The sequence below is a fragment of the Desulfovibrio sp. 7SRBS1 genome (assembly GCF_049723905.1).
GTDB lineage: Bacteria > Desulfobacterota > Desulfovibrionia > Desulfovibrionales > Desulfovibrionaceae.
On record NZ_JBJKFD010000001.1, the window covers coordinates 1367678 to 1387437 of the forward strand.

General features: G+C 55.5%; 16 protein-coding genes and 1 tRNA gene. 11 read left to right on the top strand and 6 right to left on the bottom strand.

Annotation, left to right across the window (positions count from 1 at the left end; genetic code table 11):
• Positions 1-27: 27 nt before the first annotated feature.
• Genes ACI0FJ_RS06475 through ACI0FJ_RS06490 form a run of 4 tightly spaced genes read left to right on the top strand, consistent with a single transcriptional unit; the run spans position 28 to position 3548 of the window.
• The gene (locus ACI0FJ_RS06475; RefSeq protein ID WP_424300638.1) at positions 28-1965 is read left to right on the top strand and encodes a CobW family GTP-binding protein; all 1938 of its coding nucleotides are present in this window, start codon (positions 28-30) and stop codon (positions 1963-1965) included.
• The gene (locus ACI0FJ_RS06480) at positions 1962-2579 is read left to right on the top strand and encodes a MotA/TolQ/ExbB proton channel family protein (protein ID WP_424300641.1); all 618 of its coding nucleotides are present in this window, start codon (positions 1962-1964) and stop codon (positions 2577-2579) included. Before ACI0FJ_RS06475 ends, ACI0FJ_RS06480 begins: the two co-directional genes overlap by 4 nt.
• Positions 2576-3040, top strand: a complete 465-nt coding sequence (locus ACI0FJ_RS06485) for an ExbD/TolR family protein (RefSeq protein WP_424300643.1) — start codon at positions 2576-2578, stop codon at positions 3038-3040. The genes ACI0FJ_RS06480 and ACI0FJ_RS06485 overlap by 4 nt, the downstream gene beginning before the upstream one ends.
• Positions 3033-3548 (top strand): TonB family protein, encoded by a 516-nt coding sequence (locus ACI0FJ_RS06490; RefSeq protein WP_424300646.1) that lies wholly within the window; start codon positions 3033-3035, stop codon positions 3546-3548. The genes ACI0FJ_RS06485 and ACI0FJ_RS06490 overlap by 8 nt, the downstream gene beginning before the upstream one ends.
• Before the next feature lie 21 nt (positions 3549-3569).
• Here ACI0FJ_RS06490 and ACI0FJ_RS06495 read toward each other — a convergent pair whose 3' ends face one another.
• The 4 genes from ACI0FJ_RS06495 to ACI0FJ_RS06510 form a co-directional block, all read right to left on the bottom strand.
• Positions 3570-5267, bottom strand: a complete 1698-nt coding sequence (locus tag ACI0FJ_RS06495) for a sensor histidine kinase (protein WP_424300649.1) — start codon at positions 5265-5267, stop codon at positions 3570-3572.
• A gap of 152 nt (positions 5268-5419) precedes the next feature.
• Positions 5420-5749, bottom strand: a complete 330-nt coding sequence (locus tag ACI0FJ_RS06500; protein ID WP_424300652.1) for a hypothetical protein — start codon at positions 5747-5749, stop codon at positions 5420-5422.
• On the bottom strand, positions 5750-6805 hold the full coding sequence (locus ACI0FJ_RS06505; RefSeq protein ID WP_424300655.1) for a sulfite exporter TauE/SafE family protein: 1056 nt from the start codon (positions 6803-6805) through the stop codon (positions 5750-5752).
• Between the two features lie 13 nt (positions 6806-6818).
• Positions 6819-7175, bottom strand: coding sequence for a DVU0150 family protein (locus ACI0FJ_RS06510; protein ID WP_424300658.1), 357 nt, complete (start codon positions 7173-7175; stop codon positions 6819-6821).
• Positions 7176-7334: 159 nt separating this feature from the next.
• On the opposite strand from ACI0FJ_RS06510, the gene ACI0FJ_RS06515 reads away from it, so the two are divergent.
• The 3 genes from ACI0FJ_RS06515 to ACI0FJ_RS06525 all read left to right on the top strand — a co-directional run bounded on the left by ACI0FJ_RS06515 (position 7335) and on the right by ACI0FJ_RS06525 (position 13702).
• Entirely contained in the window at positions 7335-10073 is a 2739-nt protein-coding gene (locus ACI0FJ_RS06515; protein WP_424300661.1) for a sigma 54-interacting transcriptional regulator, read from the top strand.
• Between the two features lie 261 nt (positions 10074-10334).
• The gene (locus tag ACI0FJ_RS06520) at positions 10335-11669 is read left to right on the top strand and encodes an HD domain-containing phosphohydrolase (RefSeq protein WP_424300664.1); all 1335 of its coding nucleotides are present in this window, start codon (positions 10335-10337) and stop codon (positions 11667-11669) included.
• Positions 11660-13702, top strand: coding sequence for a methyl-accepting chemotaxis protein (locus ACI0FJ_RS06525; RefSeq protein WP_424300667.1), 2043 nt, complete (start codon positions 11660-11662; stop codon positions 13700-13702). Before ACI0FJ_RS06520 ends, ACI0FJ_RS06525 begins: the two co-directional genes overlap by 10 nt.
• A 144-nt stretch (positions 13703-13846) precedes the next feature.
• Here ACI0FJ_RS06525 and ACI0FJ_RS06530 read toward each other — a convergent pair.
• Positions 13847-13922: transfer RNA gene (locus ACI0FJ_RS06530), tRNA-Lys, on the bottom strand.
• A gap of 174 nt (positions 13923-14096) precedes the next feature.
• Between ACI0FJ_RS06530 and ACI0FJ_RS06535 the strand changes: the two genes are divergently transcribed.
• From ACI0FJ_RS06535 to ACI0FJ_RS06550, 4 genes are all read left to right on the top strand, one after another.
• Positions 14097-16103, top strand: coding sequence for a cytochrome c biogenesis protein CcdA (locus tag ACI0FJ_RS06535; protein WP_424300670.1), 2007 nt, complete (start codon positions 14097-14099; stop codon positions 16101-16103).
• Between the two features lie 69 nt (positions 16104-16172).
• Complete coding sequence (locus ACI0FJ_RS06540; RefSeq protein ID WP_424300673.1) at positions 16173-16781, top strand: DUF1847 domain-containing protein; 609 nt, start codon at positions 16173-16175, stop codon at positions 16779-16781.
• Positions 16781-17350, top strand: coding sequence for a DJ-1 family glyoxalase III (locus ACI0FJ_RS06545; protein WP_424300676.1), 570 nt, complete (start codon positions 16781-16783; stop codon positions 17348-17350). The genes ACI0FJ_RS06540 and ACI0FJ_RS06545 overlap by 1 nt, the downstream gene beginning before the upstream one ends.
• Positions 17351-17644: 294 nt before the next feature.
• A complete protein-coding gene (locus tag ACI0FJ_RS06550) occupies positions 17645-17908 on the top strand; it encodes an RNA recognition motif domain-containing protein (protein WP_424300679.1) in 264 nt (87 codons plus the stop codon).
• Between the two features lie 414 nt (positions 17909-18322).
• On the opposite strand, the gene pyk is transcribed toward ACI0FJ_RS06550, so the two are convergent.
• Positions 18323-19750: a pyruvate kinase gene (gene pyk, locus ACI0FJ_RS06555; protein WP_424300682.1), complete on the bottom strand. Its 1428-nt coding sequence runs from the start codon at positions 19748-19750 to the stop codon at positions 18323-18325.
• Positions 19751-19760: the final 10 nt, after the last annotated feature.

Sequence of the window (19760 nt, forward strand, 5' to 3'; positions counted from 1 at the left end):
CAGCCACCTGCATTGCCTGGAGGCATTGTGATACAACGACACTTTCTTCCACCGGGCCAATCCGAAGTCCGAATCCAGGATATCGTCCGCCTGCCTTCCGTTTTGCTGGCGCAAAGCGCCAAGGATTCACTTTTCAAACGTGCAAGCGGCTGGCGCGGGCTGGCCCCATGCCGGGGAGCGGAAGCATTCACCTGCCGTATTGCCCACCGCCCCGGCGTATACGGCCTGGCACCGTCCAACTCTTCAACATCCAGTCCCGACAGGCTGTCCGTGGACTTTCACGTCTATTATTTCCCCGCCCCGGAAGAGCCCATGGCCGATACATTTTCACTGGCCGCCGGATTTGCCATGCACGCACCCGACTACCGGGAAAACATCAGGGAGTTCCCCCTTCACGATGATATGGCAGAACTCTTTTTTGTGGGCAGGCTGACCATTTCCATGACTACGGACGGACAGGCCACGGCCATATGCATGCAGTCCGAAGAATTGCGCAGGACCATTGCCCTGGATGGAATACGCGCTTCCGGAGAATGGATAATAGAACCGGGCCAGCCCGACGAAAACCTGCCCGCCCTTTCCCTTTGCCGCGACCTGTACTCCATATTGTGCGCCGCATTCACTTTTTGCGTCGAAGAGCCCCCGGTCGGGTTTGCCGACGCCCACACCGCCTCTCAAGAACGCCGTTACAGGGCCGACGGAACGTCCGTACTGCACCCGTATCCGGATTGTTCCGAAAACTCCTCTCAAACCTCGCGCCACACGGCCTGCAGTCTTGTCTGGGGCGACCGGGACCGCCTGCAATGGGCGGTCCCCTCCCCGGAGTGGCAGCCCGGGCTCAGACTCACCCCCCCAAAGCACACTTTGCCCGACGACATCCCGGCCGATACTGCCGGTCCGGCCAACGATGCTCTGTGCTGGACAGCCCACGACATGCAGTCCCTCAAGGCTTCCGGCACACATACGGCTGCCTTCGACACCCGGCCAGGGCTTGTGGTTCTGAGCGGCTTTCTGGGCGCTGGCAAAACAACCTTTCTCAACCAATTCATCGAATACAACATGGCCCGCGACCAGTTTGTGGCCGTCATCCAAAACGAAATCGGCCAGACCGGACTGGACGCAACGCTTCTGGAAGGTGACGACTCGGTAGTGGAAATGGACGAAGGCTGCGTATGCTGCACCCTGGCTGGAAACCTTGCCGGGGCCATAGGCAAACTCATGGAACGCCACAGCCCGGAAGTCATAATCCTTGAATCCACCGGGCTGGCCAATCCGCGAAATCTGCTTTCGGAAATCGACAGCCTGTCCCATCTCGTCCGGCTGGACGCCATCGTGACCCTTGTGGATGCCGAACACGCAACAGACCTTCTGGAGTCCTGCGAGATTTCGCGGGAACAAATTCTCGGCGCCGATGCACTGGTGGTCAACAAGTGCGACCTGGTCTCCTCGCAGGAACTTGAACGGCTGAGGAAACGGCTGAACGCTCTCAACCCCTCGGCCCCTGTTTTGGAGGCGATGCACGGGCACATCAACTTCGGCATGCTGTTCGACACCCTGGTTCGGGAATCCCCAAAATCCGTCCCCCTCATCCCGCAGATGGCGGACGTAGCGCATGCCCACGACCACCACAAACATCATCACGACCACCGGCATGAAGGATTCTCCAGCCTGTGCCTGCCGCTCACGGAAAAAACGGACATTGGCGCTCTTTCCCAGGCCTTGGAGCAATGCACAGGCAAGGTGTTCCGCATCAAGGGCATCTTCCTCTCTGCCGAGGACGGAGAGCCCCATGTGCTGCAGTTTGTGGGCGGACGCCATGACGTATCCCCCCTGGGCGTTCCCTTTGCAGACCGCCCGTTCGTGGTCCTTATAGGTCAAAATCTGCAGGAAGCTGAACTTCGTTCCATTTGGGGAGATCTTGTTGCCAACGTCCCCACTCCATCCGCCCAAAAGGAGGTAGCATGAATCTTATGCAACTGGGCGGCCCCATGATGTGGCCGCTTCTCGGCCTTTCCGTCGCTGCGTTGGGTATTATTCTCGAACGCGCCCTGGTCTTTTCCACGTTCCGAATGCCGGATAAAGAGTTGGAGGAACGACTGTGCAAAAACGCAGAGGCCGGAGAATTCGGAGGCATCCTGCGCAGTCTGCACGACAAGTCGCCCAATTTGGTGTCCATGATCCGTCCGCTTCTTGCCGGAACGTCGCAACACAGCTCTGAACAGACAGAACAATTGGCCGCCATTGAAGGAAAGGACATTCTTGCGAGACTCGACAAAAGGCTGTGCGTGCTTTCCACCACCGCGCGCGTCGCGCCTTTGATGGGGCTTCTGGGAACCGTACTGGGTATGATCCAGACCTTTTCCCGCATGTCGGAAGCACAAGGGGCGGTGGATATGACTGCGCTGGCAGGCGGCATCTGGCAGGCACTGCTGACCACGGCGACAGGGCTGTCCATAGCCATTCCCGTGCTGCTGGCCCATCAGTACTTCAGCCGACGTCGCGACAACGCAGCGTTCCGCCTGCAACGGCTTGCCAACCTCATAATGGCTCACATGCAGCGCAAGGACGCGGAACAATGATCGATCTGGAAGGCCCCAAAACGGACTCCTCGTCCTTTCCGGACGTAACGCCGCTGCTCGACGTGGTCTTCATTCTGCTGATCTTTTTCGTGATATCGGCGGCCTTCGCGCTCCGCGGCATGGATGTGGACCTTCCGCAAGTCACCGAATCACGCCAGCTTGCCGGAAAGGTTTTACACGTTGTGCTGGACGCAAACGAAAAACTCACATTTGACGGCACGTCCGTTACCGTGGAACGCCTGGGCTCCATGTTGCAAACGGTCATGCGAGCGGACAAATACCCTCGGCAGATAGTTCTCAAGGCGTCTTCCCGGGCCTCGGTGGGTACTTTCATGCGCACCGTGGATGCCATACGCACACACGGCGGGTCGCACCTCATCATTGCCACATCCCCGGCACATTCCCTGGGGCAAACCAATGTTGCCGCTGCCCGGCAACAAGGGGCAACGCGCCATGACTGACGGTCAACGCCTCGCCGTATGTTTGCTCGTGTCCCTGTGCATCCACTATTTTGCAGGGGCAGTACACTTCCGGCACGAAGAGAAAATGGGATCGGGTAAGCTTGTGGAGCAGACGCAGACAAGCGCGCCCAACGTAATTTTGTCCGTGGGCCTTCCGCTAACCCTGCGGAAGGCCGGACAACCCACGGACGAGGGAACCACGCCCGACGAACGACGCCAGGCCTTGAAGAGCTACGTGGAAAAAGTGACCCGGGAAGTTCATACAAGGCGAAAAATCACCCACTGGCATCTGCAGAATCGCGCAGGCAATACACTTTTCAGCCTGCAGGTGGACGAACAGGGGGGATTTCATGCCATCCATATGACCCGGTCCTCCGGAGTGGATGCCCTGGACAACGCCGCACTGGCCGCCATACGTGCAACCAGCGGCGTAGTGCCCCGGCCGTCCTGTCTTGGCAGGGACACACTCGCCATAGCCCTGGACGTCAAATTCCAATACGGGCTGTAATTCCCCAAACCGCTCCCGTATTCAGGCTTCGGGCAGGCTTATCGTGAACGTGGTGCCCACATTCTTTTCGCTGTGGACTTCCATATTCCCGCCCATGGACTGCACAATGCCGTAGCATACGGACAACCCCAGTCCGGTGCCCTTTCCCGGAGGCTTGGTGGTGAAAAACGGAGCAAATACCTTGTCCAGATTTTCCTGGGAAATTCCGGCACCGTTATCAATAACCTCTATCTGAACGGTACCATCGGCAACGGCGGCAATATGCACATTTAATAGTCCGCCCGAAACGCCGTGGCGTTCGTGGATGGCATCCAGCGCGTTATTGAAAAGGTTGAGGACAACCTGCTGCAACTGCCCGGGGTCGGCCAGCACATGGGGTGTTCCTCCGTTCTCATCACCGTCTATTTCGGAGTGCACCTCCACCCCGTTCACCTGCGCCTTGCGTTCAACCATGCCCAAGACCTCGGTAACAAAGGTTCGCAGGTTGATATTTTCAGTCTGCGGTTCGCTTTGCCGCCCGAACTTCAGAATGGACTGGGTAATGGATGCACAGCGGCTGATCTGCAGCTTGACCTGTTCCATGGAAACGCCAATCTCTTCCCTGTCTTCATCGGGAAGCTCGCCGGTCTGCTGAAAATCGGCCAGGAGCATCTCCATATAAGCCAGATCGCTCTTCATTATCTGTAATGGATTGTTTATTTCGTGTGCAAACCCGGCCGCCATTTCGCCCAGCTCCGCCAGCCGTGCTGCCCGGATAAGCTGGTCCTGCAGGTGTTCCTTGTCTGAAACAGCCTTGTCCAAGGTTCGCTCTATGCTCCCGCTGACGTAAAGCGCCAATCCGACAATGACGCAGACACCCGCCAGAAGAATGGCAAGAATAATATAGGTTGCCTGCTGTACGTCGTGGTAGGCATCGGCCTTTTCCTGCCGTACCACCAATTGCCAACGCCCACTGGTTGCGCCCTTGCCTATCCAGGTTGTGGCATAAAGGCTTTCGTCACCGCTGGCATCGTCACGAACAAACAGGCGAATGCCTTCATGCGCATCGGGAATATCCGGCCCGGCCTTGTCCAGAACTTTGCCGCCCGAACGCCTGTCCGTTTGCAGCACGCCATCGCGATTCAACAGATATGCCTCTCCTGTCTCGCCAATACGGACCGCCTCCACAAGATGGGAAAAGACCTTCGTATCTATGGCTGCACGCAGCACCCACCAGTCACCGTTGACCCGCCGGGAAACCGCCACCACAAAATGAGGGACGTTGCGGAACCCCAGATACACGTCGCTGATGTAAACGCCGTTCTTGCGAACCTGTTGAAACCAATCTGAAGCGCTGTAGTCTCGCGACTTCAGGCTGTATGGCCCCACATAGGCCAGATGGTGCCCTTTTGCGTCGATAATGCCCAAATCCACAAATGCCGGAGACTTTGTCTGCAAGTGCTGGAAAACCGTATCCAGCAGCGTGGGATCATCCAGGGATTCGATGGGATAGGTATTGATGACGAATTGCAGGTCGGAAAGCCTTTCGGCCATAAAGGACGATATCAGTTGGGCATGGTCTGCCACCACGCGCCGCATGCTTTCGTTGGTATTGGTTTCGATAGCCCGGATGAAAAACGTATAGCCAACAACCAAAGACAACAGGAAAGGTACAAAAGGCACAATGATCATGCTGCACAGAATCTTCCGGCGTACCCGGCCGTATCCCCTGGCCCGCATGGCTTACCTCCGTTTCGTAGTTCCAACGACCTTCCCTAAGCGGTGGTGCGCCTTCCAAGCTGCAAACCACGAGGAGACACCCGGCGCACCACCGGAGGGAGGGCAGATACAACACATAAAAATTATATAATGGGCCGCTATGTAAAACGGACCTACTTCTCACCATTGTCCGCAGGAATGTCGGGAAGGCTCATTATCTTCAAAGCCTTTATCCTTGTCCCATCTATTTCATAAGCCACTCGCACCAGGCTGCCTGCGCGCACGGCAGAATCCATGCTCGCACCTTTTATGGACATCTCCAAAATGCGTCCCGTGGGCACCCCGTAAGGATGTTGGCGGGTAAAACGCGTATCGTAAATTTCCACAGTCATCTTATACGCGTCATTTTCCATGGAAATGCAGCGGCCCTGAATGATGTCGGCGGCAGCAACATACCCAGCAAGCAAGCAAAAGACGAACACGGCACAAATAAAGGTACGCATTCAAACCTCCTCGTCAGTTGCTTTTGGTTGCCCCTGCGCATCGGGCCCACCGGCAGGGAAACCTTCCTGCACATATGCTTCCTTCCGCGCACCGCGTACGAGGGCGCAGACGATATATACGGCGAGTCCGCCCGTGGAAAGGAAAACCAGGCTGACGGCTGTAAGGGACATGCCAAAATGGGCCAGCAGCACCGAACACAGCAGGCTCAGCACGCTCAGGCCGAAAACCCTGCGAATGCCGTAGCCACGTACATATTTGGTCGCCACGGCACCTATCTGTGCACCCACGGCCGCACCGGAAAGCAGAAAGAAGACTCCGGCAAGTTCGATGCGCCCTTTGGCCGTATAGCTGAAGGTTGCGTACAGACTGGTAACCAGCACGCAAAAAAGATCCGTTCCCACCGCCACATGTGTGGCGCACCCGAAAAGATACAGCAGCACGGGAAGCCTGAGGATACCGCCGCCGATGCCGAGCAGTCCGGAAAGATACCCTGTGGCCAGCCCTGCACAAACAGGCACCCATACGCTGCAGAACATTTCCGCACGATGAAAGCGGGCCATTGGCACCAGATGCACCTTGTAGACAAGGCCTCTTAAAGAAATTCCATTGCGCAGGGAAAAAAACCGTTGCCGGTCCCAGAAAACAACCAGGGTGATCAAAGCAAGAATACCGATATACAAGGCATGCAGAACACTTTCCACGATCCCGGCGCGTTCCAGCGTCATTACGGTCTGGGCCCCAAGCTCTATGCCGGGCAGGGAACCGATCAGCAAAAACGTGGCCAGCTTGGCGTCCACATTGCCGAAACGGGCATGGCGAACCGAAGAGATGATGGACTTGCCCGCAATATGGGCCATATCCGTGCCAATGGCAAAAGGCATGGGGAACCCGAGAATATTCAGACCGGGGGTAATCATCCACGCCCCCCCTATTCCGAGAAACCCACCGATGATACCTACGGCAAACCCCAGTACCACCAGTCCGGGCCAAAAGACCTCGACACCGGTTATGGGCATGTACCACAGGAGCCAGTCACCGCTGAAAAGAGTTTGCATGGGACAGGCCCCGTTACTCCACGGTCACACTGTTTTGCAGGTCCAGTCCCATCCACTGCAGCAGCCGGTCCGACAAGCATCCCAGCACACTTCCCCAAACCGAGGCCAGGACAATTACCCACAAGCCGAAAAGATGGATGTTCGTATTGTACAGATGGGCCAGATACCGAAGCAATGCCCACTCTATTCTCCGTGTGTCGGCAACGAATACCAACGTTGAACCGTCCACTGGAGCCGCATGAAGACAGGCAGGAACACAGATCCATACAAAAGCTGTTAAAACGGATAAGAATATATAGTTCCTCACGGTCTCCTCCGACTTTTTTGCGCACCTCACCTGTCTCGCAAAACTTGCGAGAAAAAATTGCACAAAAGAAGAAAAGCAAGCCGTGTGCCACTTCTCACCGATTGACTCAATGCCCCGTAAATGCTTAATAAGGATCCAGGCAATTCATACACAGACATCACCTGGTAACGCGCAATATCTAGCAACATTCGCTAGTTGTGCTTCTTTGCTGGAGGGTTGTTCATGGTTTCTGCACCTAAGACCCGTGCTGCACGCTTCCCGTTCGGTCCGCTTACAACGTTCCGAAATTACAGCATGACAACCAAGCTGATGATCACTCTCATTCCTTGTGTCGTGGTCATCCTCATGACCACCGGAATCATAAACTACAAGCTCTCACACAACTTCATCGATATCGCTTTGGAGCGCACGGTCATTTTGCGCAACCTGGCCCTGACGAACGAGGTGGAAAACTACCTTGAACGCTGCAAACAGGACCTCCTGTTCATGGCCGCGCTCTCTCCCGGGGAACCGCTGACGGCGGAAGACATGCGCGCCTTTCTGCTGCGCACACGGCAGAGCGGGGGCAACGAATATTGCGAATTCGCCTATATTTCGCCCGACAGCGGGAACCATATTTTTTTGGTGGCCAAAGACGGCATTATACAACAGGTGGGCCCGAAAGACATGGGAGCAATCCACCCCAACCCCCTGCTGTTCATCCAGGGGCTGCCCGCCATGAAGCCCGGCGAAGTGCTGCCCTCTTCCATTTTGCAGGTGGAGTACCCCTTCCCGACAGAAAACAATATCAACAACCGCATTTCTTCACAGGTAATCCGCTTCATAACCCCGTACACCATGCCCGGCTCCAAACATCCGGGGTACCTCATTCTTGCCATAAGCGTGGTCCATATCCGCGACCTGCTCTCGTTGCACAATTCACCCCAGTCGCCGGTTTGGGCCCATCCCCGCAGCAATGAAGTCCGGTACTATTATATGGTGGACACGGAAGGGTGGATTCTCTTTCAAAGCGAAGAAGTAAACCAAAAGGGCAAGGAACTGACCACCTATCAGGCACGTTCCGGGTATGACGGCACATTGGGCAAGCCGGGGTTGCCGAGCGCGTTTCGGCCCAACAGCATCTACAAGCCGTTCTGGAACATGATTGATGAAATCAAGTCCCGCCAGAGCGGTCTGGAAAAAGTGAGAGACGAGCCGCAGGTGTCTCGCAAAGCCAAGGATTACTATTTTGCCTATGCTCCGGTCACCTTCACACCGGGTAAGAACGACAAGCCCATTGTACTGGGCGGCCTCTGCTTTGTGGACCGAAGCCAGCTCAACGTTTCGGCCGGGTATCGCTTTCTGGACGTCATGTTCATCATCACCCTGGTAGCCACCATTTTGTTGTCCCTGCTGATCTTCGGCGTAAGCCGCGTCATCACGGGACCGCTGCTCAAATTATCCAAAGCCGTAACGACCATCCGTTCCACAGGCCGGCTTGAACCCATTGACCAGCCAGACCGGGGCTTTGAGATGAGCCTGCTGAAAAACGCCATCAATGCCATGATTACCACGGTCAAAAAGCAGCTGGAGGAAATCCGCCTGAAGGACGAAACCATCCTCAATGTGAACCTTCAGGAAAAAGCACCGCTGGAAGAGGAAATGCTGGCCCTGGCCGACGACCTTTCCATGAGTCTGATCCCGGAAATCATGGGGGTGGGTCCGAAAATCAGCAGCCTCAAATCCGATATTCTCAAGGCCGCGCAGGTGGATGTGGACGTGCTCGTCATGGGCGAAACCGGCACGGGCAAGCAGCTCACCGCCGATGCCATCCACAACCATTCCAAGCGCGCCAGCAGGCCGTTCATTTCCATAAATTGCGGCGCACTGGACGAAAATCTGCTGCTGGACGCCTTGTTCGGCCACATCAAGGGAGCCTTTACCGAAGCCCGCACAGACCGCAAGGGCGCTTTTGCCGAAGCCCACGGCGGCACGCTCTTTCTGGACGAGATTCAATCCGCCTCGCCCAAGGTCCAGCAGGCCTTGCTGCGGGCCATATCCATCCGTAAAATCAAGCCCTTGGGCAGCGACAAGGAAGTCGACGTCAACGTGCGGCTCATTGCCGCCACAAACGCCGACCTCAAGGAACTGATAGACCAGGGCGAGTTCCGGGAAGACCTGTATTTCCGGCTCAAGGTCGTTACGATACAGACACCGCCCCTGCGAGAACACAAGGAGAGCATACCCATCCTGAGCATGCACTTTCTGCGGCAGGCCGAACCGCTGGTAAACAAAAAAGACCTCGGATTGAGCAAGGGCGCTCTGGAAAAGCTCAAGCTCTATGCTTGGCCGGGAAATATTCGGGAATTGCTCAATACCATAACACGTGCCGTGGTTATGACAGAAAACGATATCATCCAGGCCAGTGAAATCCGTCTGGAAGGCGAAGGAACGTCATCCTCCCCACTGGAAATGACGCCCACCTTTCGTCCGGTTTCCTCTGAGAGCACGAAAACCCCAGATGAAATAGATTCTGCTTCGCTTGAGGACGAGCCTCCCTTTGTGCAGAAATCCAGTGAAGCTGAAGAGATGTCCCAGGAAATGGAATCTGCTTCCGGAGCAGTGCGCAGAGCGCGCGACCCTCAGCGGGTCGACTTCCCTGCAGCATCCGATCACGCAACGGAAAGGGGCAGGCACGGCAGGGAAAATACCTCTCCGCCGGTACATGACGCGGCATCCTCGGAGAAAAACGTCTCTTCCCCAAGGAGCGGTCCGGTAAAGCTGAGCCCGAGACAGCAAAAAGCCTATGCGGAAATCTTGCGCCGGGGCGAAGTAACCCGGGGACAATACCAAAAAGCCGTGGGCGGCAACATATCGTCCCGCACTGCAATCTATGATTTGCAGGATATGGTCCAAAAGGGACTTCTGGAAAAAACCGGGCAGGGTCCGGCAACTAAATACATTTTAATCAAACGCCTATAGCAGAAGAAACAAAATGCTTCCCAAAGAGCACCTCTTTTTTACGAGGTGCTCTTTTTTTGCGCATTCACTATCGCGCAAATCGCGCAATAAAAACCAATATCCTTTTGCACTCGTTGAATAAACCGCCCCCCTCTTTTCCTCCCTTTGCTTGGCATGCCGATTGCTTTGTTTTTCGATATTCACCGTACAATAGATAGTCCTTTTTCCGGTTTAGACCGGGCGGACACAAGGCATACCCACTAACCAAAGTAGAGGTATTTCATGGAAGGATACCGGGCTGTTTTCGAGCATCTTCCCCAGCCCGCTTTTCTGATGGATGCCGGTTACAATGTCTTGGAAGCCAACTATCTTGCCGAGGAATTGTTTCCCGCAGAAAACGGGGAGAAGTGTATCTCGCGCGGACAGCTGATGTACTGGCTTGCCGATGAAATCGAAGATTTTTTCGAATCCGGAAACGCCACCCGCATGATCGAAAAGTCCTTGGACAATACATTTTGCGAAATACGCCACTACCGTATCCGTTTTTCACGCTTTGAGCTGTACGGAAAGAGTGTAGTGGCGGTCCTGCTTTCCGACACAACGGAAAGAGTAAAGGCCTTGAGCGAGGTTCAGCGCCTTGCCGCCATAGTGGAGTCCTGTGAAGACGCCATCATCAGCTTTTCCCCACGAAGACACATACTCACCGCCAACAAGGGCGCGGAGCAGATCTACGGCTACGGCCGCAACAGCCTCCTCGGCACGCATGTGGATATCCTGATTCCGGAAGCGCTGAAGGCGGAGCACGACAGAATTGTTCAAAATATTTTCAGGGGACAGTCACTCCATAGACATGAAACCCTGCGTCGCCATCGCGATGGCAGGCTCTTTCCTGTCTCGATTACATACTCGCCTCTTATCACCGAGCAGGAGATTACCGGTATCTCCGCTATTTCCCGGGACATATCCCAACGCAAAGATGCGGAAAACGCCCTCAAAGACAGTTTTCTGCGACTCAACGAGCTGCTTGACGAGACAGTCCGCGCACTTTCGCTGACACTGGAATTTCGCGATGTGTATACGGCGGGACACCAACACAATGTTGCGCGTCTGGCATCGCTCATAGCGGAAAACATGGGCATGGACCCGGAACGGATGAAGGGATTGCGTATTGCCGCCATGCTGCACGATATCGGCAAGATATGCATTCCCATGGCCATTCTTGCCAAGCCATCCCAACTTTCCACGGCGGAAATGGACATCATACGCGCCCATCCCACGTCAGGCAGGGATATTTTGCAGCACATCCCCTTTCCCTGGCCTGTCGGGCAAATCATTCATCAGCATCACGAACGGCTCGACGGAAGCGGCTACCCGAATGGACACGCGGGCAGCGAGATATTGGACGAAGCGCGAATCCTGGCAGTGGCCGATGTGGTCGATGCCATGGTTTCGCACCGGCCTTACAGGCCGGCCCTGGGCCTTGGTCCGGCACTTGAGGAGGTGTCTGGGCGCAAGGGTGTATTGTACGATGCGGACATCATCGACTGCCTCACGGAGTTGATCCGGAATGAACGCATAGTACCTCAACGCGACGGGGGAGGTATACAATGTCGGTAAGGAACAAGTTGCTATTGCTCCTAGTGGTTGCAGTTCTTGGTTTTGGACTGGTTTTTACTATTACAAAGATCGGCAAGGTCACATCACAACGCATGCTCACACTGCAGACGCTGGCAGTGGACGGGTATCTGGAGGCACTGCAAAGCCGCCGCCATGAAAAAAACTTTATTCTTCGGCACGACACCAGCTATGTGGACCGCGTAAAGAAGCTGGATGGCACCATCCGGGCCAAGCTGGAAGAAATCATCAGGCTGGACCCGGCCATGGAAAAGGAGTGTCGCAAGGCCATCAAGCTCTTGGAGGTGTATCAGACAAACTTTGCCAAGGCCGTGGACGCCCGTGTGCTCATCGGCCTTACGGAAAAGGACGGACTGCGCTGGCAGTTCATTCAGGCGGCCCGCGCCATGGAAAAGACCTTTACGGTTCTTTCCGACGACAAGGCCGTTGTCGCCCTGCTTCAACTTCGCCGCCAGGAAAAGAACTACCAGCTGCGAGGCACCGAGACCTATCTGAACCGCATGAGGAATAATCTGCAAGCGGTCCGGGACCTTGTGGACACCCGCGCTGAACTGGGCCAGCAGGAACGCGAGGCTCTGCAAAAGGCGCTGGACGAATATGCAAAGGCATTTTTCGCCTATGTGGACAATGAAATTCTGGCACAGAAGGCGGAAAGCGAACTCGTCATGTCCGCCCGCGCGCTGGAACCTGTCCTGACCCACCTGCGTAACTACTACCTGCAGGAACGGGAGCGGGTTTCCGACATGGTCGACCTGACTGTCATTGGAATCGAAGGTATTGCCGGTCTTACCATCGGCCTGCTCATCATCTGGATATTCATGTCCGTAACCAAGCCACTGAAGGCTCTGCAACAGTATTCCAGCAAGATCGCCCAGGGCGAACTGGAAGCCAAGCCTCCTGTAGGAATCAAGGCAGAATTCGGCCAGCTGGAACAGGCCATGGTCCATATGGTCCAACAGATAAAGGCCATGCTGGATGAAGTCCGCGACAAGGAAGCCGAGGCAAAGGAACAGGCCCACCGCGCCGAAGAAGCCATGCTTCAGGCGCAGGAGCAGGAATCCGAAGTAAAGAAGCTGTGGGAACGCATGGTCGATTCCGGAAAGCAGGTCGAGAACTTTTCCGACCGAGTTGCCGTGGCGGCCGAACAGCTTGCCGCCATGATATCCCAGGTAAAGGAAGGTTCCATGGTGCAGCACACCCGTATGGGCGAAACCGCCACCGCCATGGAACAGATGAACGAAGCCGTGATGGAAGTTGCCCGGAACGCCGGACAGGCCTCGGAAAATGCACAGCAGGCCAAGGAAAAGGCGCTGCATGGTGCCGCGCTCGTCAACAAGGCCATCTCCTCCATCTCCACGGTAAACGAACATACTACCAGCATGCGCCAAGGTATGGAGGCTCTGGATACCCAGGTCAATTCCATCGGGCAGGTTATGGACGTCATCAGTGAAATCGCCGACCAGACCAACCTGCTGGCACTTAACGCGGCCATTGAAGCCGCACGCGCAGGCGATGCAGGCCGGGGATTTGCAGTGGTTGCCGACGAAGTGCGCAAGCTGGCGGAAAAGACCATGACTGCGACCAAGCAGGTGGAGCAGAACATCAATGCCATTCAGGACGCGGCCAAGCAAAACATACGCAACATGCAGTTTGCTTACGAAGCCGTAGAGGAAAGCACCGCACTGGCACAGGAATCCGGCAACGCGCAGGACGAAATCGTATCGCTGGTGGAACAAAACACTATGCAGGTGGAAGGCATTGCTTCGGCCTCGGAACAGCAATCCGCATCCAGCGAACAGATAAACCGCGCTGTGGACGAGGTAAGCAACATTGCCGAACAGGCAGCACAGGGCATGATGACATCGCACCAGGCGGTTTCCGCCTTGGTGAACCTGGCAGGCGAGCTACGCTCCATGGTTCACGGCATGCTGCGCAACGATGCCGAGACAACAAACAAGCATGACGAAGCCACGCAGAAGGAGCCCCAGGAAAAGATCAGGCGCGCTGCTGCTTAATTCTGGTAGATAAAAAAGCACGATCGCCCGGCTTCAGAAATGAGGTCGGGCGTTTTTTGTGATGAAAGAAATGTGAAGACTGAAGCTAAATACAAAAGAAAAAGGGTTGGAAAGTTTTACAACTTTCCAACCCTTGCTTTCTTGTGGTGGGCCACCAGGGACTCGAACCCCGAACCAACTGATTAAGAGTCAGCTGCTCTACCAATTGAGCCAGTGGCCCGCTGCGCCTTTCGTCAGGCGCGGAAGAGTGTTTATGGGGATCGGGTTCATTTGTCAAGCAACAAAATTATTTTCTTCAATTTTTTTTTAATTTTCTTTTCACTGGCCCATGCTACTATTGCACCACGGGGGACGAACAAGGCCCTAAAACTTAACATATACCTAACAAATACAAATGATTGAAAGAAAAAACAACCAAACAACACCCTCCAAAATCCATACACAGTTCCTGATTCTTCTTTTTATCCTCCCGCTGGCCCTGTGCCTTTTCATGGTGCAGGCCCATGCCCAGGGGGAACAGGACATCCGTATGGATTGCCAGGTTATGGTTCCGCACGGCACCTCAACACCCAACGCGCTGCTCCGTGTCCGGGTAACACCACCCGCCGGATATTATCTGTATGCCAACGATGCCGGAGCCATGGGACTGCCCACCGTACTCACGGCCACACTGCGCAACAACTCACCAGAGAACTCACCCGATGACGACCCAACCGGGGCTCCAACCGGCCCCGCCTTTCCCGTGCGTTACCCAAAGGGCAAAAAGAAGTCGCTCGACGGAACCTCGGGCACAACCTATCGGACCTACCCAGGCCCGACCGACCTGTACGCGGACCTGCCCGCAAACAGTGCAGGCAAAACAGTGCGCCTTTCCCTGAGCGGCCTGCTTTGCTCCGATACCACCTGCCTTCCCGTGTCGACCACGACACATGTGGACCTGCCTGATTCCTTTTCCGGCCTGCCCACAGCAGGGCTGACGGAGCTCGCCAAGCTGTCGCCACCGCATGCTCCAGCCTCTCCTGAACCGCCTCAAGATACGAAGCTGACGACGCAAGGGCCGGAAAGTACCCCAGAGTTGAACTCTGACCAATCCGCTGCTTCCCAAGCATCACAAGCATCACAAGACAGCCAGGACCAATCCATTCAGGAAGGTCTCCCGGCCTTTACTCCGCGCTCCTTTGCGCCAGGTCTGGAGGTCGGCAGTCTGGGCAAGGCCGCCCTTCTCGCATTTCTGGCAGGGCTTATCCTCAACTTCATGCCCTGCGTACTGCCTGTGGCAAGCCTCAAGCTCAAAGGCATTCTTACGTGTTGCGACGACCTTTCGCCCAGGCTCGCAAAACTCCACTTCCGTTCCTATAATATATGGTTTGCAGCCGGAATTCTTTCCTACTTTCTGCTGCTCAGCATCGTCTTCAGCAGCCTCGGCCTGGCCTGGGGAGAGATCTTTCAAACTCCGTCCATTGTTCTGGGGCTGTGCGTGGTCGTCTTTGCCATGTCCCTGAGCCTGTTCGGCGTTTTCAGCCTGCCGATAATAGACCTCAAGTCCGGCCCGCAATCCGGCTCTCAAACGCCTGCCAAAGCCTTTTTTACCGGCGTCATGGCCACACTGCTGGCAACGCCGTGCAGCGGGCCGTTCCTGGGGGGCGTACTGGCCTGGGTGCTGCTGCAGCCGCCGCTTATCATTGCTGTCGTCTTTTTATGTATAGGCTTCGGCATGGCATCACCCTATTTGTTCATGGCTGCCCGCCCCCATCTGCTTTTGCCGTTCCAGCGTCCCGGAGCCTGGACCGGCACAGTGGAAAAACTGGCCGCCTTTTTGTTGGCGGGAACATGCCTGTACCTGCTGACCATCCTGCCAAGCGAGCTGCTCCTACCGACACTGTCCGTGCTTCTGGTCACCGCGTTTGCCGCCTGGATGTGGGGCGGCTGGACAGGACCGGAAAAATCCAACCGCCACAGGATGCTGGTGCGCAGCGCCGCGGTTATTCTGTTGGGTGTGTCCATCATCTGGGCACTTGCCCCGCCCCAGCCTGCCCCCACCTGGAAAGAGTTCGACGAAACAACCTTTCTGAACACACTGGGCGACAAACCCATTTTGGCCGAGTTTACTGCCGACTGGTGCCCCAACTGCATTTTCAATGAAAAAACGGTCCTCACCGCGGACAACCTGAATCGTTGGAAAAAAGCATACGGTCTGGAGCTCATCAAAGTGGACCTTACGGAAAATGATCCGCAGACCGAGGCCTTGCTGCACAGCATGAACAGCCGCAGTATCCCACTGCTGGCAATTTTCCCCACGGGCAAAGCTTCCCAGGCCCCCCTCATCCTGCGCGACCTGTACACCGCATCCGATGTGGACAAGGCCCTCGACAACGCCCTCACATCCTCAAAAACGCCCTGATATCTCCGCGAACAAGGAAATCCCCGTTACCTGATTTTTTTCTCACGCAACACACCAGGAGTACGAAACATGAAGTGCGCGTTCTGTGACGAAAAGAAGTGCTATGGAGGCAAGGACTGCAGCGGACAAAAGGAAGAAGCGGTCGAATTGCTCCAAAATGAAGAAACCAATCGCCTTATGAAGGTCGCCGCCGCCATTGAGGCCGATCATTACATGCAGATGACGCGGGTGGAGGAAACCCTGGAGTTTGCGCGCAACCTGGGTGTAACGCGCATAGGCGTGGCCTTCTGCCTCGGCCTTCCCAACGAGGCCCGCCGGTTCTGTGAACTGGCCGAAGAAGCCGGGTTCAAAACGTCTTCGGTTTGTTGCAAGATATGCGGCATCGATAAAAATGAGCTTGGCCTGAAAAAATTGTGGGGCCGCGAGGTGGAAGCCACGTGTAACCCCGTAGGACAGGCGCTGGCTCTGAATCGTGACAAGACCGGGCTTAATGTGGCCATAGGCCTGTGTGTGGGCCACGACTCGGTGTTCTTCATGCACAGCGCAGCCCCCACCACCGTGCTGGTAGCCAAGGACAGGGTTCTGGCGCATAATCCGGTCGGTGCCCTTTATTCCAATTATTATCGCAGGAAATTCGACCACGAAATGGACTCTTTAAAAAACAGGAAAGACAAATAATGTTGGGAACAGTTCTCGTACCGCTGGCGGACGGATTCGAAGAAATGGAAGCCGTCGCTATTATCGATATTTTGCGCAGGGCCGGAACGGAAGTGACCACTGCATCGGTCAAGGACATCATGGTAACGGGTGCGCACGGCATGGCTGTTCGAGCCGATACCACCATCGATACCTGCAGGGAGGCCACCTTCGATTTGATCGCCCTGCCCGGAGGCATGCCCGGTGCATCCAACCTTGCCCTAAGCAGCGACCTGACGACTCTGCTCAATGACCAGAACGACCGGGGCGGCTGGATTGGCGCCATCTGCGCGGCACCTGCCGTTGTACTGAAAGGGCACGGCATTCTTCCGCAAGGGAAAATGGCCTGCTACCCATCTTTCCGCGACCAACTCCCCGAACAGCACAGAACGGACGACATGGTGGCCGTATCCGGCAACATCATTACGGGAGCCGGCCCCGGAGCTGCACCGGAGTTCGCGCTGGAGCTGGTACGGCGTTTGGCCGGGGATGATATCAATAAATCGAATATCGTGTCACAGCTCATCAAGGGCATGCTTATTCCCCAATAAACAGCCCACTCGGGAACCAACAGCCACAAAAAAAGTACGAAAAAGCATTTTTACACCGCTTTTTTGATTTTTTTTAGGTTTTTCTGGAAAATAATGCTTGACGAGACTGGAACAAAATGCAAAGCGTAGTGACTCTTGATGGTGGAGACTTTTTGGGGTGCAGATTCTACACACGATAAGAACTACCAGCAAGATTATCATAACTGAGAAGACTGTCTTATGTGGAGCGCCTTCTTGGTTATAGGCGCAGTGTGCGTCTTTTCAAACGCTTTACTTTTTTTGGAGATTTTTTTCATGTCGAAGAATCTGTATGTCGGCAACCTGCCCTGGTCTGCCACCGAACAAGAAGTCCGCGACACATTCGCCGCTCATGGCGAAGTCATTTCCGTCAAGCTGATCGAAGACCGTGAAACCGGTCGCCCCCGTGGTTTCGGTTTCGTGGAAATGGACGATCAGGGCGCTCTCGACGCCATCGAGAACCTGGACGGTACCGACTTCGGTGGCCGTAACATCAAGGTCAACGAAGCACGTCCTCGCGAAAGCCGTCCCCGCTGGTAGGCTTTCCCCACTTACGCCGCATTGATTCAATATGGCGATCCAGCCCACTCCCGCACGGGGGTGGGCTTTTTTATGGTCCCTCTCCCCACCAACTCCGCATAAAAGACAAGAACGTCCGTCCGAACGGCGGGCACACAGAGGCAAAAACAGGACAAGATACACTCCGTGCGCGGCGTTGGGCCTGTCTGCTTTCTTCCAAATGCCGCTCCCGTCGTTAACGCCGCTCCCGTCTTTGTCAGCAACTGCCACCCCACCTTTCTATGCTTGGAAAAAGACGAAAGCATGACGATAAAAAAATAAACCCTCGCATATGCAACACTACGCGAGGGTTTTATTTTGTCGTGGCAACAAGGCTCTCGTTGCCTTCGGCAGCCTGGTCCCCCGCACCGACAGTGCAGGGGCCAGGGATTGTCTTTATTTATAGTACAGCTTGATGGCGTTGGTGGGAGTCTGCCCGTCGGGCTGTCCGGGAGTGGGCTGCCCGGAAGTAAGCACCACATCCTCGCCATGGGCGAAGTCGCCGCATTTATCAACGAAATCCTGCACACGCAGGGTGTGGTTTTCTATGCTCTCGTCCGCCAGCACAGGCCGAACGCCCCAGAAAAAGCTCAAATAATGCAACACGCTATTGTCCGGGGTAAGACCGTAAATGGGCATATAGGGCCTGCGGCTGGAAAGAATCCGCACGGTGCCGCCGGTTTGCGAATGGCTTACCAAAGCCTTGCTTTCGGAGTTCTGGGCAAGAAGACATGCCGAGTAGGCAAGATACTTGGGGATATCCTTGCCGTCCCGGGGCTTGTACGGCGCGGGAATGCGTTCCAGATAATATTCCTCGGCCTCGGCCGCAATCTGGCTCATGTATTTGACCGTATCCACGGGATAGGTACCCACGGCAGTTTCTTCGGAAAGCATCACGCAATCCGCGCCGTCCATGATGGCGTTGGCCACGTCCGTGGTTTCCGCGCGCGTGGGGATGGGATTCTTGACCATGGACAGAAGCATCTGGGTAGCCACAATGCAGGCCTTCTGATGGTGACGGCAGGCCCGGATGATCTTTTTCTGAATAACCGGAAGTTCGGCCAGGGAACATTCCAGCCCCAGGTCGCCACGGGCAACCATTGCACCGTCTGTCAGGGACAGGATGGAGTCCAGATTGTCAAAGGCGTTGCGGCGTTCAATCTTGGCAATAACGGGAATCCAGCGATCGTGCTTGGCAATCTCCGCCTTGATGTCCTCGATATCCTTGCGGGTCTGGACAAACGACAGCGCCACGGCGTCCATGCCCATTTCCATGCCCTCGTGCAGGTCCTTGCGGTCCTTGTCGGTCATGGCAGGCAGGGCGTGGGACTTTCCAGGGAAAGCAATGCCCTTGTTGGAGGTAAGAAGGCCCTGGTTATGAGCGCGCATAACGAACAAACGGTCCTTTTCCACCACTTCGGTCACTTCAAACTGCAGCATGCCGTCGGAGAGGGAGACGGCCATGCCCTTATCCAGCCCTTCCAGCAAGGCGGGCATATCCAGCGGGATAAACAGCTTTTTGTCGCCCTTGTCTGCAAGGTCCGGCAGGCCCAGATTGACTTCTTCGCCCAATTCCACCTGCACCGGCGAATTGGGAATCTCCCCGATGCGGATTTTGGGACCGCACAGGTCGCCCATGGCGGTAAGAGGAAAACCGAGTTCGCTCTCCAATTCTCGAATAATCTTCACAATGGGAGCAAAATGCTTGGCATCGGAATGGGAGAAGTTGAGACGGAAAATTCGTACGCCATTTTCCGCCATGGCTTTCATGGTTTCCTTGGTAGAAGACGATGGGCCAAGAGTAGCTACGATTTTAGTACGCATAATTCACCAA